Source organism: Vibrio sp. Vb1127 (genome assembly GCF_033338735.1).
Taxonomy (GTDB): domain Bacteria; phylum Pseudomonadota; class Gammaproteobacteria; order Enterobacterales; family Vibrionaceae; genus Vibrio; species Vibrio alginolyticus.
Map to the genome: position 1 here is coordinate 1 of NZ_JAWOTF010000008.1, position 16703 is coordinate 16703.

The window sequence follows — 16703 nt, forward strand, 5'->3', positions numbered from 1 at the left end:
GGTTTAAAAAGTTTTCAACTTTAATGTCTTAGTTTCAAACTTTATTGTTTAGTTTCAATCTTTATTGTCTTACGACACTTGGATTTTTGCTGTTAAGCGTAATTACTCAACCGTTACCGCTTTCGCCAGGTTACGTGGTTGGTCTACGTCCGTACCTTTGATCAGTGCTACGTAGTAAGACAGCAATTGCATTGGGATGGTGTAGTAGATCGCCGCCGTGATTTCACTAACGTGAGGCATCGTGATGATCTTCATTGTTTCATCGCCTTCGAAGCCTGCGTCTGCATCTGCGAATACATACAGAAGACCGCCACGCGCACGCACTTCTTCAACGTTTGATTTTAGCTTTTCAAGTAGGTCGTTGCTTGGTGCAACCACAACAACAGGCATGTCAGCATCAATTAGAGCCAGAGGACCGTGTTTTAGTTCACCCGCCGCGTACGCTTCTGCGTGGATGTAAGAGATCTCTTTCAGTTTTAGAGACGCTTCCATCGCGATTGGGTAGAACTCGCCACGGCCTAGGAACAATGTGTGGTGCTTGTCTGCAAAATCCGTTGCTAGTGCTTCAATTTCTTTCTCGAAAGAAAGTGCCGCGTTGATTTGCTTAGGAAGTGCGTGTAGCGCTTCAACAATCTCTTTTTCTTTCTCTTTGCTAATGCGACCTTGCTCTTTACCCAGTGCCGTTACCAACATAAGTAGTGCAGAAAGTTGAGTCGTGAACGCTTTGGTTGAAGCCACACCGATTTCAACACCAGCGCGAGTCATGAACGCAAAATCTGATTCACGAACCAGAGAAGAGCCCGCTACGTTACAGATGGTCATCGCCGCCATGTAACCTTTCTCTTTTGCTAGGCGAAGTGCTGCTAGGGTATCAGCGGTTTCACCAGACTGAGACAACGTGATCAATAGGCTGTTTGGACGAGTCACAAACTTGCGGTAACGGAATTCAGACGCAATTTCTACATCACAGCTAACGCCTGCAATGTCTTCAAACCAGTAACGTGCCGTCATACCTGCGTTGTAAGACGTACCACACGCCACGATTTGTACGTGTTCTACTTTGCTTAGAATGTCTGCCGCGTGCACACCGATCGCGTCTGTCACAACAGAGTCTGCCGTGATACGACCTTCCATTGTGTTGATCAACGCTTTAGGTTGCTCATAGATTTCTTTTTGCATGAAGTGACGGTATTGGCCTTTATCACCTGCATCATGCTCTGCGTTAGATTCAACAATTTCACGCTCAACTGGCTCACCCGTTGCATCAAACACAGTGACTTCACGGCGAGTAATTTCTGCTACGTCACCTTCTTCTAAGTACATGAAACGGCGCGTAACGTTAAGTAATGCAAGTTGGTCAGACGCTAGGAAGTTTTCACCTACACCAAAACCGATCACGATCGGGCTGCCTGAACGCGCTACTACGATGCGTGAAGGATCTTTGCGATCCAACGCTACTGTGCCGTATGCGCCTTCAAGTTGTTTTGCTGTTTTTTGTACCGCTTCTAATAACGTTTCTGAAGTACGAAGTTCCCACTCAACCATGTGTGCGATAACTTCTGTATCCGTTTGCGATTCAAACACGTAGCCACGAGATTGAAGCAGCTCACGCAGCTCTTCATGGTTTTCGATGATGCCGTTATGTACCACTGCGATATCACCAGACATGTGTGGGTGAGCATTGATTTCAGAAGGTTCACCGTGCGTCGCCCAACGAGTGTGCGCAATACCAGTTCCGCCGATCACTTTTGCTTCTTCTACTGCATCAGCCAATTCTTGTACTTTACCCAAGCGACGAACGCGCGTTAGGTTTGATTCGCCATCAACAACCGCAACGCCAGCAGAGTCGTAACCGCGGTACTCTAAGCGGCGTAGACCTTCAACCAAAATTTCTGCAACATCTCGTTGTGCTACTGCACCTACGATTCCACACATGTGTTTATCTCCGTTTGTAGTTTTGTTCTTCCCTAGCCATGATTTCAAATAGAGGCAGCAAGCAAAGGCCTTTATCCAGAGGGAAGTGAAATATGAAACTGATTACATTATTAGGCGCAAATGACTTTCACGCCATGTTGTTCAATCTGTACTTTATGCTCTGCTTGGATATCTGCATCGGTCACCAACACATCAACTTGATGCCAAGCGAGCTCTAAGTTTGGGATCTTACGGCCGATTTTTTCGGACTCGATCATTACGATCACTTCACGTGACGCTTCTGCCATTACCTTACTTAAGCCAACCAATTCATTAAATGTCGTGGTTCCACGCTCGAGATCGATGCCATCCGCACCGATGAATAGTTGGTCAAAGTCGTAAGCTCGTAATACAGATTCGGCTACTTTGCCTTGAAAGGACTCTGAGTGCGTATCCCAAGTACCGCCAGTCATCAGCAGTGTCGGTTCGCTCTCTAATTCATTAAGAGCGTTAGCAACATGCAACGAGTTGGTCATGACCACTAAGCCACGTTTATCATTCAACTGTTGAATCAGCGCGGCAGTCGTGCTGCCACTGTCGATCACGATGCGATTATGATCGCGAATCAATGATGCTGCTGCTTTTGCTAAGCTTAACTTTCGAGTCGAAACATTAGCGCCCAATTCTTCGTGAATGACTTCCTTTGGGATAGCAATCGCACCGCCATAGCGGCGTAGAAGTTGGCCGTTTTTCTCTAAAGAAGCTAAATCCTTTCTAATCGTGACCTCTGAGGTTTCGAATTTCTGAGCAAGTTCATCAACGCTGACTTCTCCTAGTTCAGAAACCAAGTTAGAAATGGCGTGTCTTCTTAATTGAGTATTTCGTTTCGACATTTAAGTTTTGATTTTAAGTTTCGATGTGAAACTTATTATAGTCAAACCGAAACTTTTAAGTCCATTTATTTCGATCCAAAAAATTAATATTTCTCGATAAAACCTTGTCCTAAGACAATTCTTAAACAGTGATATTGGATTCATTCAGTGGTAGAATTCGCCACCGAAAAGAAAAAAAATTACAGAATTGAAGGCTATTTTTTTGCAACTTTCTGCATATAAAGTGGGATTAGTCACAAAAAGGTAACCAAAATCGCCGATCTTTTAGTCATAAAATGACTAAACTTGGTGAAAGACTTTCAGAATCTGAAGTTCTAATAATGAGACGAAAAATCGGTGGGTGACAGGTACTAAATGTCATCAAAAACGTCCTGACTTCAGAGTAAATAACCGACTTTCAAATTGTAACTATACTTACCGGAGAGTATCTTCCATGAAAAAGACCAAAATCGTATGTACGATTGGCCCTAAAACAGAATCTGTAGAGAAGCTAACTGAACTAGTTAACGCAGGCATGAACGTAATGCGCCTTAACTTCTCTCACGGTGACTACGAAGAACACGGCACTCGTATCGCGAACTTCCGTAAAGTAATGGAAGCTACTGGCAAACCACTAGCAATTCTTCTAGATACTAAAGGTCCAGAAATCCGCACTATCAAGCTAGAAGGCGGTAACGATGTTGATCTAGTAGCAGGTCAAGAATTCACTTTCACAACTGACACTTCAGTTGTAGGTAACAAAGATAAAGTTGCAGTAACTTACGCTGGTTTCGCAGCAGACCTAAACGTAGGTAACACTATCCTAGTAGACGACGGTCTAATCGAGATGGAAGTTATCTCTAAGACTGAAACTGAAGTTAAATGTAAAGTTCTTAACAACGGTGCACTAGGCGAAAACAAAGGTGTTAACCTTCCTGGCGTTTCTGTAAACCTACCTGCACTATCTGAAAAAGATAAGAACGACCTTAAGTTTGGTTGTGAGCAAGGCGTTGACTTCGTAGCAGCTTCTTTCATCCGTAAAGCGTCTGACGTTCAAGAAATCCGTGAAGTACTTGCTGCAAACGGCGGCGAGAACATCCACATCATCTCTAAGATCGAAAACCAAGAAGGTGTTGATAACTTCGACGAGATCCTAGAGCTTTCTGACGGCATCATGGTTGCTCGTGGTGACCTAGGTGTTGAAATCCCAGCTGAAGAAGTAATCTTCGCTCAGAAAATGATGATCGAGAAGTGTAACCGTGCACGTAAGATGGTTATCACTGCAACTCAAATGCTTGATTCTATGATCAACAACCCACGTCCTACTCGTGCGGAAGCAGGCGACGTTGCTAACGCAGTAATGGACGGTACTGACGCAGTAATGCTTTCTGGTGAAACGGCGAAAGGTAAATACCCTGTTGAAGCGGTAACTATCATGGCTCAAATCGCGAACCGTACTGACTCAGCGCTAAAAGCTGAACTAGGTTCTCGTCTAGACAGCCCACGTCTTCGTATCACTGAAGCAGTATGTAAAGGCGCTGTAGACACAGCTGAGAAACTAGCTGCTCCACTTATCGTTGTTGCAACTGAAGGCGGTAAGTCTGCACGTTCAGTACGTAAGTACTTCCCAACTGCAAACATTCTAGCGCTAACAACTAACAAGAAAACTGCTGCACAGCTAGTTCTAACTAAAGGTGTTACTCCTGTAGTTGTTGATTCAATCGAAAGCACTGACGCATTCTACGTAGCGGGTAAAGAACTTGCTCTAGAATCAGGTCTAGGTAACAAAGGCGATATCGTTGTTATGGTTTCTGGCGCTCTAGTTGCTTCAGGTACTACGAACACAGCTTCTGTACACGTGCTATAAGACTGAACTTTTAACACTTCAGTTTCTTGAGAAGGAGGGCTTATGCCCTCCTTTTTTATATGGCTTTCTTGCTCTCATAATAGGCTAATTGTATTATTTACCTCTATCAGAATTTCGTACTGTTTAATTTTATCGTCACGATTAAAGTTTCTATGAGGTGTATGTGTCTAGTCCCACTCTTACCGACAAAGTATTAAGAATGATCCGTCAGGATATTCTCGATGGCGAGCTTAAACCAGGTCAAAAACTCGTGGTTGCCGAACTCAAAGAGAAGTACAACGTAGGAGCGTCACCCATTCGAGAAGCATTGGTGCAATTATCTTGGAGCAAGTACGTCAAACTCGAGCCGCAAAAAGGCTGCTGGGTTGCACCTGTATGTAAAGATGAGTTACATGACTTGTACGAAAGCCTGCAAATGGTCTCCGCATACTTACTCAGTAAGGCAATTATGATTGGCGATGAAAAATGGGAACTGGATGTACTAACTGCTTATCACAAGTTATCCCGAGTAAAACCTGGCGAAAGCTTTTGTTGGAGGGAATGGGAAGAGCGCCAAAATCAGTTTCTTACTGCGCTGTTTGAAGGTGCTGGCTCTGTCAATATGTTTGGGTTTTTCCGCGATCTACTCACGCAAATTAAACGCTACCAATACTTCGCGATGCAGATTTTAGGCACAGGGAACCCTGGGCACTGTAATCTCGATGAGCAAGAAATACTGATGAAGGCATCGCTAGACAAAAAGAGTCAGGATGCTTTAGGTTATCTAGAGCGTTATTTGAGACAGTCAATACAGTGTATCGAAGCCGCCATCGACAACCAATGTCGCATACTGGCTAGCGAATAACGCTGAGACTAAAAAGCGGGGGTCTATCCCCGTTTTTTCGTTTTTGTAAAAGCACTAAGCAATATCATCATAACTATGACATAGCGATACGCAGTTACGCCCTGCACTTTTTGACTCATACAAAGCAATATCAGCACATTTATACGTTCTTGTACGATCAGAGGTTAAATCACTATACCCAGCACTGACAGTAATGCCTCTATCACTACGCATTTGAACCGCGACACGTAGCCTGTTCAATACAATTTCAGCCTCTTCTAGTGTTGTATGCGGCATAATCACTGCAAATTCCTCACCACCGACACGAGATACAAAGTCTGTGCTGCGGACTTCTTCTAGGAGGGTTTCTGCGACACTACAAATCACCTTGTCTCCTTCGTCGTGGCCAAGCTCGTCATTAATACGTTTAAAGTGGTCAATATCAAACAACGCCAAACAAGCAGGAGGGCTATCAGGATAGCGTTCAATAATCCCCGCATATTGCGCCAATTGCTCTTCAAATTTTCGGCGGTTCCACAACCCCGTCAAGCCATCTTTTTCGCTTAGGTTTCGTAATTTTTCTTCTAACTCTTTTTGCCCAGAGATATCCACCAGCGACGTAATGTAATAACTCACTTTACCTGACTTGGTTAAATTCGCCTGAATACGCATTATTGCAGTAAAGACTTGATTAAACTTAGTTCGACAACGAATCTCCCCTTCCCATACGTGTTCACTCTTCAGTGTTTTCCAGATACTCAGGTTTGCTTCGAGATCTTCAGGTAAGAGAATTAAATGATGTGCACTCCAACCTTGGGCATGCTTGGTTGAGTAACCCATCATGTTTTCAAACTCTTGATTAACCATGATGATTCTATGTGAAGCATCCGAGATCATCACCGCAGTCATACCATCAAGAGCAGCTCGAGCCAACTTCGATTCCATACTATGACGCCGATAATGCAGAGCAAGGGCTGCCGTCGGCAAAGTGAAGCCGAGCACCAAACTTAAAACAAAAAACGCTTCTTGGATTAAGTCATCAATATCCCTCTGAGCTCGGGATAATAACTGCTCATTGGTAAGATCAATAACCAGATGAAGAGGTTCGCTAGAAACAAACTGGATGGTGCGATACGCGACCAAATTCGAACCATTGTAAGCATAGCCCGAATCTTTTGAATTTAAACTACGCCAAATGTTTGGGTACATCCGGCCAAAATTAAATTGAGAGCGAGCGGGAATTATATGGCCATACAAACGAGCTGATTTAGGGCTATCAATGTAAAATCCGTCACTCTTAATCAGCTCAATATGGAAATCAAGCACTGACGAATAGTTGAGTCGAGAGGATAAATAGTCAATATCAACATTAAGCACAAGATACCCTTCGCGCTTTCCGTTAAGCGAAATAGGCATCAAAATACGCAGTGACGGGCTATAGGGATAGACTAACTCGCCATACTCTCGTTCTAAACCTATCCCCCACGAAGCGATTTCGCCATCGTCTAAGTTCTTAGCGAATTGAAAGTAATCTCGCTCTGACTTATTTTGCAATTTGATCGCGGGCAACGCAGCGCCTGTTTCAATCTCATAATTAATCCTAACTTTTTCTCGACCAGAAACATCAAGAAAGCGAATTTGCTTATACAACTTTTGATTGATTGCGACCGAGATCCACATGTCTTCTAAGATGGAACGGTTCACCCGGTTAGGTTGGCGCAGATATTCATACAGACTTTGGCTGTGACCAAGTAGGTCACTGATCGTTTCGATTTGATCCTGAATATTGCTGTATTCACGGCCAGTATAGGCCAATTGATGTAACGCTTCTTGAGCGGTGTTCTCAACATTGTTTTCTAACAACGTCAGATATTTCTGATAGTAGTAAGCGGCAGTGAGTGCACTAAAAAATAGTGCTGTCGCCAATAAGGTGCCGACTCGCTTAGGTACTTTCACACGTCTAATGCCTATCATGCTTACTAAAACGACAATTATATCATTAATTGTTATTTTCTAAACAAAAAAGCCACTTAGATTAAGTGGCTTTTCTATATGCAATCAGAGAGTTAAGGTTTGAGGGCTCGCTCTCCTCGCGCAATGCCAACGACACCACTACGAGCAACTTCGACAACCTCGGTCACTTCGGATATCGCTTGAATGAAGGCATCTAGCTTTTCACTCGTACCCGCAAGTTGTACGGTGTATTGAGAAGCCGTGACATCCACGATCTGGCCACGAAAGATGTCTGCCGTCCGCTTCACTTCTGCTCGCGCAAAACCACTGGCTTTCACTTTCACCATCATCAGTTCACGTTCAATGTGCTCATACTCGGTGACTTCTTGTACTTTCAGCACATCGATCAATTTGTGTAACTGCTTCTGAATTTGTTCCAACTGCATCTCATCAGATGTCGTGGTAATGTTCATTCGCGACAGGGTTTCATCATCAGTCGGTGATACCGTCAAAGATTCAATGTTGTAACCACGTTGAGAGAACAAACCAACAACACGAGACAACGCACCCGGTTGGTTTTCCAATAGCAATGAAATAATGTGTCTCATATTAAGTTCTCTCCGTTTTGCTTAGCCACATTTTATCCATACCCTCACCTTTGATTTGCATCGGGTATACGTGTTCGGTTTCGTCTACGTTGATGTCCACAAACACCAGACGATCTTTCATATCCAACGCTTTTTGTAGCCCTTCTTCGAGCTGATCAGGCGTTTCGATACGAATACCGACGTGACCATAAGCTTCTGCAATCGCTGCAAAGTCAGGAACAGAACTCATGTAAGAATTAGAGTGACGACCTTGATAAATAATGTCTTGCCACTGTTTTACCATGCCTAAGAATCGGTTGTTCAGGTTGATGATCTTCACCGGAATGTCGTATTGCATGGCTGTCGACAATTCTTGAATATTCATCTGAATACTGCCGTCACCAGTCACAACCACGACCTCTTCTTGTGGCATGGCAAACTTCACGCCCATGCCAGCCGGAAGACCAAATCCCATGGTGCCAAGACCACCAGAGTTTATCCAACGGCGCGGCTTATTGAATGGGTAGTACAACGCCGCAAACATCTGATGCTGGCCCACATCAGACGCCACATATGCGTCACCATTAGTTAGCTTGTGCAGCGTTTCAATTACTTGCTGTGGCTTGATTCGTTCTGGAGACGTTTCATAAGACAAGCAGTTACGGTCACGCCATACTTGAATGTCATCCCACCATGCGGTGATAGCATCTTGATCATTTCCACTACCTTGCTCTGCAAGCAGCCCGAGCATGGTTGTCAGCACTTTTTCCGCAGAACCTACGATCGGCAAATCCACTTTCACGTTTTTCGAGATCGATGACGGATCGATATCAATATGCATCACTTTTGCGTTTGGGCAGTACTTTTCAAGGTTGTTGGTTGTACGGTCATCAAAACGCACACCGATACCAAAAATAAGATCCGCTTCATGCATTGCCATATTAGCTTCGTAAGTGCCGTGCATACCCAACATGCCCAGTGAGTTTTTATGTGTACCCGGGAATGCCCCCAAGCCCATCAAAGTACTCACAACGGGTAGGTTCAGTTTGTCGGAAAGCTCTAAAATATGTTCATGGGCGCCAGAAATCACCGCACCACCACCGATATAAAGCACTGGTTTTTTCGCTTCTAATAGCGATTTAAGCGCTTTTTTAATCTGGCCTTTATGGCCCGAAGTTGTCGGCTTGTAAGAGCGCATTGAAAGCGTTTCTGGATATTGATAAGGCAGTTTGATTTGCGGGTTCATTACATCTTTTGGCAAATCAATCACAACTGGACCAGGTCGACCTGTAGTCGCGATATAAAACGCTTTTTTGATTGTTTCAGGAATATCTTCCGCTTTTTTTACTAAAAAGCTGTGTTTGACCACTGGGCGGGAGACACCGACGATGTCACACTCTTGGAAAGCATCATTACCAATTAGGCTATTCGGTACGTTACCCGAGATAACGATCATTGGGATAGAGTCCATATACGCTGTTGCAATACCCGTAATGGTATTGGTCGCGCCCGGCCCCGAGCACACAAGTACGACACCCGGTTTACCGGTAGCTCGAGCGTAACCATCTGCCATATGAGTGGCGGCTTGCTCATGCCTTACAAGTACGTGTTTGATTTGATCGGTTTTGGCATGCAGTGCATCGTAGATATCCAAAACAGAGCCACCTGGGTAGCCAAAGATCTGCTCTACGTGCTCTTCTATCAGAGATTGAACCACCATCTCTGCGCCTGACAACATTGCTGTCATAATTGCTCTCCTTAGCCAGTTTCCTCACCGTAAGGTCAACGGATTGGTCTGGTTTTACATAGTCTAGGTCTTATTCGTAGCCTAATCGAAATACTTCCACGTTTTCGGCTATGTCTTGCGTTCGTCATAACATCCCGCAAGGTTACCCAACAAATGTAACGTTTTATTATCAAAGGGTCTAATGAGAGATTGATCTACTTTTTAAACAAGATACTAGTAATTAGAATGTTAGTAGGAATAGCAGCCACACATCTCCTATTTCACAGTACAACCTAAAAACTCAACGCTCAAAAAAAGAACATTATTTCATAAGCTTTTAGCTACAGAGGGCGAAATAGCGTTATTTGACGAGCAGAGCAGAAAAAATCAATACAAACAAAAATCCCCAGCAATGCGCGATCACATCACTGGGGATTTTTTCATCAATATAAAATCTAAGTCAGCTTAAGTTACTTTTTATCCGACTTTTCCTTATACATTTCTTCAATTTCATCTTGGTATTTGTCATTGATGACTTTACGACGAAGTTTTTGAGTTGGCGTTAACTCACCATCATCCATAGAGAAAGCTCTTGGTAACAATTTAAACTTCTTCACTTGTTCAAACTTTGCCAACTCTTTTTGAAGATCGTTCACCCGCTTCTCAAGCATTTCGACCACCTGGTGGTGCTTAATCAACTCAACGCGATCGTGATATTTGATATTCAGCTCTTTCGCGTACTCTTCTAGCGAGTCATAACAAGGCACGATAAGCGCAGAAACAAACTTACGAGTATCCGCAATGACTGCGATTTGCTCGATGAAGTGGTCTTTACCAATCGCACCTTCAATCATTTGTGGAGCGATGTATTTACCACCTGAAGTTTTCATCAACTCTTTGATACGATCGGTGATGAACAAGTTGCCATTTTCATCAATGTAACCAGCGTCGCCCGTTTTTAGGAAACCGTGCTCATCAAAGGTCTTTTCCGTCTCTTCTGGCATTTTGTAATAGCCACGCATCACCATTGGACCACGAACCAGAATCTCGTTGTTTTCGCCGATCTTAACCTGTGCGCCAGGCATCGACATACCAATAGAGTCGGGGTTAAAACATTTATCATCCCAACACGATACTGTCGCCGTGGTTTCAGTCATACCGTAGCCCAACTTAACGTTGATACCAATCGCATGGAAGAATCGACCGATGGTTTCATCCAACTTTGCACCGCCACAAGGCATAAAGTTGATTTGCCCGCCAAGTAGCGCACGCAGTTTGCTCAGAACCAACTTATCCGCCAAAGCGTATGACTTACGCAGCAAGAGCGATGGCTGACGTTTTTCTTGATGACAAGCGGCCATTTTTGCGCCCATGTTGACTGCCCAAGTAAACATGATCTTACGGTGAATCGGCGCGCGAGACACTTTCTCGTGAATCGCAGAGAAGATCTTCTCATAGAAACGCGGTACGGCACACATCACGGTAGGTCGCACCTGGCTCAGTGCATCACGTACTTGCATGGTGTCTTGCAAATAGCAGTTGGTCGCCCCTTTGTACAATACATAAAAGGTCCAAGCGCGCTCAAATACGTGTGACAACGGAAGGAAACATAATGACACGTCACTTTGAGAAAGGCTCAAGCGCTGATCGTGCCCTTCCAATTGCGCCGCAATGTTTGCGTAGTCCAACATAACGCCTTTTGGCTGGCCTGTTGTACCCGAGGTGTAGATCAGCGTGAGTAGATCATCTTCTTTTGCCTGATCTAAACGCGCGTCCAATTCAACTTGATATGTAGCGTCGCCTTTGGCAACAAATGCTTGCCAAGAGATAACGAAATCATGATCGCCAAGTTCTATATCATCAGACATCGCAACAATGAGCTCTAACTGTTCGCACTGGTCGAAAATGCTCACTGCTGCATCAAATTGAGGCTGTTCACCAACAAACAGAACTTTGACGTCTGCATTGTTAATGATGTACGCCGACTGGGCGGCAGTATTGGTTGGGTAAATAGGTACTGTCACGCTGCGTAATTGCAGTGCTGCGATATCAGCGATCGTCCATTGCGGCATGTTGTTCGAGAAAATGCCGATCTTATCTTGGACTCCTAATCCCTGAGCCAAAAGTGCAAGTGATAAAGCATCAACTTGCTGACCAAATTGCGTCCACGTAATACCTTGCCACTCCTCACCCACTTTATGCTTGAGTGCAACGCGTGTACCACCGTTCGCAATTTGTTCACGAATACGTTTAACGATATGAAAATCTAACTTGGCCATTCTTTTACTTACCTTTTGGCTTACAGGCGTAAGCTAATTGAGCGAACAAGTGTACTCACGGCTTGCTAAAACGCAACTGACCAGTATCAAACTTATCACTAATAAGAGACAACTATCACTTATACGTCGCGAACGTACCTCAAATTGCTGAATGATTACTCTATTTAACTTACTGTTTAGATTGTTTATTACGAAAACAAAAAGCCCCGAGAGACAAAAATCGCTCGGGGACCAATGAATTGTAAAAATTGATGATTACCAATATGGTCTAATCGAGAAGACCAAACGTCATCTTATTTTGCGGCAACGACTTCACCACAAGTGATCATCAGTTGATCGCGCAGCCAAATGTGGCCTTTATCTTTTTCGCTTGATTCATGCCAGCTTAAGAAGCCGCTGATTTCTTTGTTCGCAAATGGGAAATCAAGAATTTGCAGTTGATCGCTGTTTACCGCATTTTCCGCCATCCAACGTGGTGCAATAGTCACAAGCTCAGATTGACCCACCACGTATAGTAGGTTGCTTAAACTAGAACCTTCATACGCCGCTTGGCAATCCAGTTCACGGTACGCTTGCTCTGAGAAACTACGTTGGCCATGCACTTTCGATAACTTCGCATGCTTTTCGTTAAGCAGTTGCTCAGCCGTCACACCACCTTGAATGCGTGGGTGTGTTTTTGATGCGATAACCACTAATTCATCTTTGAAGATTTCAGTACTTGAGAAACCTTGCTCATCAAAACGAGCGTAGTCGATCACGAAATCAATTTCTTGGTAGCGCATACGCTCAGACAACAAACGGTCAAATTCTGCATCTAGGTGAAGCTGAACGTTTGGTGCTTGTTGATTCACTTTTGCCATGATCTTCGGAGCAAAACGCATGTCACAAGGGCTGCAAATCGCAAGCTTGAATAAGCGAGTCGAAGATTCTGGTTGGAATACAGAGCTAGGAAGTTCATTGCGAATCAGCTGTAGTGCTTGGCGAATAGGGCCAAACAGTTGACGAGCTCGTTGCGTAGGCTGAATACCACGGCCTTGGCGCATGAATAGCTCGTCGTTAAACATCACTTTTAAGCGTGCCACGGCGTTACTTACTGCCGGTTGAGACATGCCTAGGTTATGTGCTGCACGAGTAATATTTTGCTCTTGCATTACAGCATCAAATACAGTCAGTAGGTTTAAATCTACACCACGCAAAGTGCTTTCCATACGGTAGCTAGCAATTGCGCTCATCGCGTCTTTCTTCTCTAACATTGAGTGCGCCTCTTTTGTAATCGTCAACTTTGTTCATTAAATTCATAACGAATAGAATCCCATCTCGCACAAAAGACGGCGGCTGGATTCGAATCATTTTACGAATAGATAACCTAACTTTTTATTATATTTATCGTCCGGATACTTCCGGCTCGAACTGTACTATCAACTAATCGATTGCGGTTTCGCAACTAGATTGATATTTAATCAGTAAATTTTAGCCAATTAGGTATTTATTTGTTAAATAACAAATACTTGATAAAAACATAAAAAACTATAAAACACGTAAAAATGCATTCTTTGAGGACGTATTTAGCAAATTGATAGGACAGGCGGTCAACACAAGCATGCATTTAGCTCAGTTATTAGTTGGAATAAGAACAACAGATGACAGCTATATCTCTGATTGAATTTTGCACTTATCAGTCAAATTATCAGCAAATACACACTGAATAGAAATGAGAGAGGAAGAATAAAAATGCAGCCTTCCAAACAGAAAGGCTGCAACAAAATCGTGTCAAAAATGGAAGGAACAATGTACTTAGAACAACGTACTTAAATGTTCGACACGTAACTTGGAAAATCAACCTGCTCCCACAGCTGTCTGGATAACTCTGCTTTTGAATCCCATGCACCTTGCAGTACCCAATGAACAATAGCCTGAGCAACATCTGGGTATTTCACACTTTCGGCTTGTTGCTCCTTTAGCCACTGGCGTACTGCGGAAATGTCTAAGCTCTCCATCGACATCGCAAGCCCTAAATCTTCTAAGGTCGCAACATTGCTCTGCTGCTCGAATTGACCCGCGAGTGGCTTTAGTAACAATTTTTTCCCCAAAGACAAGGCTTCTGAAGGAAGCTCAAACCCACCATTAGCAATGACACCACTACAGCGATGCAAATGATGCTGGAAGTTGCTGTGGCATAAAGGGCGCAGTTCTATGTTTTCTACCTGCTCACATTCGATCACATCCGGGTGATAACAGATAAACGCTTGTTGATTAAAGTGGAACAATAAGTCCGAGATATCTTCAATCGATTCGAACGGTAGATACACCAACACGAAGTCGTCGTTTTCTGCTTGGCTATCGACGGTATGCACTATCGGTGGTAACAAAGGTTGATCAAAATGATGCCAATGCAAACCAAGGTGATGTTGAGAAGGCGCAAAGTATTCAATGACGGATTTATCTAACCAACTTGCTCCCTTTAGTGGCACTGGATAACGGAAAGCATTTTGGTGGCTGATACCAATAGAAGGCTTATTTTGTTGTCTCGCTGCCCACGCAGTCACAGGTTCGAAATCATTAATGATAAGATCGTAGGACGACAGATCGAGTTGCTTAACTTCTTTGAAAAACTGCACCAAATTGTTATTCAATGCTGTTTTCGCGTAGTTTACAGAGCCTTTTTCGGTAATAAAGGTGAAGCCTCGGCGAGTCTGGTAATCGCCAAATGCTTCCATTGAAAAGTATTTTTCCGGCGCTCGCCCAGAAAACAAAAAGTCGACCTCAACATCGTGCTCTTTAAACGCATGACTCATCGCCCTTGCGCGTGCAATATGTCCGTTTCCTGTCCCTTGAACACCGTACAAGATTTTCATCAATTAGCCTCCTAACATCGCAATCGCTAATCCACCACAAAGACTGCCAAGCAGTGCACCAATGATGACATCGGTAAAAAAGTGCACACCCAATAAGATTCGCGCGGTTCCAATTAAACTTGCCCAAAAGAATGCAGCAACGCCTAGGCTCGGATAGAAATGGTCAATCAGCGTCGCCATGACAAACGCAGCGGCAGTGTGTCCTGAAGGAAGACTGTAGCGATCAGAGGGGGTAATAAAAGCAGGAAGGAGTGCATTAAGCTCTTCAGGGCGACGACGCTTAAAACTATTTTTCAGCGTCCAATAAATTGGTAGCTCGATAGCAAAAGCAAGTAAACCCGCCAGTAAAAACCAGACTCCTTGCTCCTTATCTAAATACCAAGCTAATAACCCCAACACCAAGTAAAGATGCCCGTCACCACTGTGGGAAACTCCTTTACTGATATTGGCGACTTGTTGATTAAAACGGTGCTTAAGACAAACACTAGAGAGCGCTAAATCAAACTTAGCAATGGTTGCAATTGGCTGTGTAATTGTCTCTATGGTTCGCATGTGACCTTTCCTTACTTTGACAACGCCTTTGTGTGAAAAGTAGGAGGTTTAGGTGACAACAGCATGACGGGAGTTTGGACAATTAATGACAAAGGCCAAATTAAGGTGCGCCCAACAATTTATCTATTGGGCATAACCATAAAAATAGAACATTAAGAAGGGTTTGATAGTTGCGGTTGAGGGGTGTCTATATACCAGACTTTTCTCTTCTTGCGGCAGGCGCGCAAAGAGCCCGTCGTCATGTCGCCATCTTTTGTAAGCTCATAGCTCAGTGAGCGGCAAGTATAGTTTCCCGACAGTTCATGCTCTATACTCGTTTGCTCCGTTTTACTCGAGTTAGGCTCTAGTAGAGGGTTAGGCTGAGTAGATAAAATGTCACGATTTATCACATTGCTGCGCGCATAATCCTTATGGACATAACCTTTTATCACTCCTTTCTGTTCAACGAGAAACCAAGGTTGATCAACCACTTTTGCTAGCACATTAAAGACTTCCCCTTTCGATAATACGCCAAGCTTTGCCCCTTCAAGACTCGGTTTGGAGCGTAGGTTTAATGTGGTCTTAGAGCGGTAAGAGACATCCATAAACTCTACTGGGTTTGAGGTATCGACACCTTCAGTGGTTGGTCGGAAAACTTCCGCTTGCTGTTTCTCACTAGGCTGGACACGGATCTTCCACCAAGAATACGTTTCCGGATCTTTACCTTTAAACTTATTTCGGCTGTCAGACTCAAGAGCAACAAGCATCTGATTCAAGAACGATTCGCGTCCTTCATAACTCAAAAATCGGTCCATTTGATCATTGATGACCATGACGCTCTGTGAGTGATCATTCATAACAACGGGGGAAGCCACTTCCACATAGGTCTGCGATTGAAACAGCTGACAACCCGACAAGCTGACCAGAGTAAATACTATGGCTGAACGTCCAAATTGTTTTGTTAACCTCATTCTTTCCCTAACCCTTATATTTCTTTTACCTAGTGCAACTGCACTACTATAAATGGTCATTCAAAACTTTTGCCAAACAATTCGAACCTTTGTGTGACAAGTCGCAATCCCGATGCTTGTTTTGGTAATGAAACGTCGCAAACTTGATGAGAACTTACTTCTTCTAGCACGTTTCTATCGCATCATGTCGTTTCACTTAGTGCATCATTTTTTTCAAGCAAACGAAAAGACTCATCCGATATGAATAAAAAATCGACTTTAGGGTTGACGCGCTTCATGGAGTGCGGTACTAATTTGTTAACTTAATTATGTGGAAAGCTTAACA

General features: G+C 43.8%; 12 protein-coding genes. 2 read left to right on the forward strand and 10 right to left on the reverse strand.

What is annotated here, in order from left to right; all coding sequences use genetic code 11:
* Nucleotides 1-102 precede the first annotated feature (102 nt).
* Nucleotides 103-1935, reverse strand: coding sequence for a glutamine--fructose-6-phosphate transaminase (isomerizing) (gene glmS, locus R7H07_RS12515; protein WP_033906046.1), 1833 nt, complete (start codon nt 1933-1935; stop codon nt 103-105).
* Between the two features lie 110 nt (nt 1936-2045).
* Nucleotides 2046-2807, reverse strand: coding sequence for a DeoR/GlpR family DNA-binding transcription regulator (locus R7H07_RS12520; protein ID WP_005379701.1), 762 nt, complete (start codon nt 2805-2807; stop codon nt 2046-2048).
* Nucleotides 2808-3240: 433 nt separating this feature from the next.
* Between R7H07_RS12520 and pykF the strand changes: the two genes are divergently transcribed.
* Both pykF and R7H07_RS12530 read left to right on the forward strand, forming a co-directional pair.
* A complete protein-coding gene (gene pykF / locus R7H07_RS12525; protein ID WP_005392243.1) occupies nt 3241-4653 on the forward strand; it encodes a pyruvate kinase PykF in 1413 nt (470 codons plus the stop codon).
* Nucleotides 4654-4810: 157 nt separating this feature from the next.
* The gene (locus R7H07_RS12530; protein ID WP_206959325.1) at nt 4811-5497 is read left to right on the forward strand and encodes a GntR family transcriptional regulator; all 687 of its coding nucleotides are present in this window, start codon (nt 4811-4813) and stop codon (nt 5495-5497) included.
* Between the two features lie 54 nt (nt 5498-5551).
* On the opposite strand, the gene R7H07_RS12535 is transcribed toward R7H07_RS12530, so the two are convergent.
* The 8 genes from R7H07_RS12535 to R7H07_RS12570 all read right to left on the reverse strand — a co-directional run bounded on the left by R7H07_RS12535 (nt 5552) and on the right by R7H07_RS12570 (nt 16378).
* The gene (locus R7H07_RS12535; protein ID WP_005379698.1) at nt 5552-7432 is read right to left on the reverse strand and encodes a GGDEF domain-containing protein; all 1881 of its coding nucleotides are present in this window, start codon (nt 7430-7432) and stop codon (nt 5552-5554) included.
* Between the two features lie 110 nt (nt 7433-7542).
* A complete protein-coding gene (gene ilvN, locus R7H07_RS12540; protein WP_005379697.1) occupies nt 7543-8037 on the reverse strand; it encodes an acetolactate synthase small subunit in 495 nt (164 codons plus the stop codon).
* A 1-nt stretch (nt 8038) separates the two neighbouring features.
* Entirely contained in the window at nt 8039-9763 is a 1725-nt protein-coding gene (locus R7H07_RS12545) for an acetolactate synthase 3 large subunit (RefSeq protein WP_005379695.1), read from the reverse strand.
* Between the two features lie 449 nt (nt 9764-10212).
* Complete coding sequence (locus tag R7H07_RS12550; protein WP_005379694.1) at nt 10213-12021, reverse strand: AMP-dependent synthetase/ligase; 1809 nt, start codon at nt 12019-12021, stop codon at nt 10213-10215.
* A 293-nt stretch (nt 12022-12314) separates the two neighbouring features.
* Nucleotides 12315-13274 (reverse strand): LysR family transcriptional regulator CalR, encoded by a 960-nt coding sequence (gene calR / locus R7H07_RS12555; RefSeq protein WP_005379693.1) that lies wholly within the window; start codon nt 13272-13274, stop codon nt 12315-12317.
* 555 nt (nt 13275-13829) lie between these two features.
* On the reverse strand, nt 13830-14876 hold the full coding sequence (locus tag R7H07_RS12560; RefSeq protein ID WP_005379691.1) for an MJ1255/VC2487 family glycosyltransferase: 1047 nt from the start codon (nt 14874-14876) through the stop codon (nt 13830-13832).
* Nucleotides 14877-14879: 3 nt separating this feature from the next.
* Complete coding sequence (locus R7H07_RS12565) at nt 14880-15428, reverse strand: phosphatase PAP2 family protein (protein WP_033906038.1); 549 nt, start codon at nt 15426-15428, stop codon at nt 14880-14882.
* 152 nt (nt 15429-15580) lie between these two features.
* Entirely contained in the window at nt 15581-16378 is a 798-nt protein-coding gene (locus R7H07_RS12570) for an SH3 domain-containing protein (RefSeq protein WP_203345701.1), read from the reverse strand.
* Nucleotides 16379-16703 lie beyond the last annotated feature (325 nt).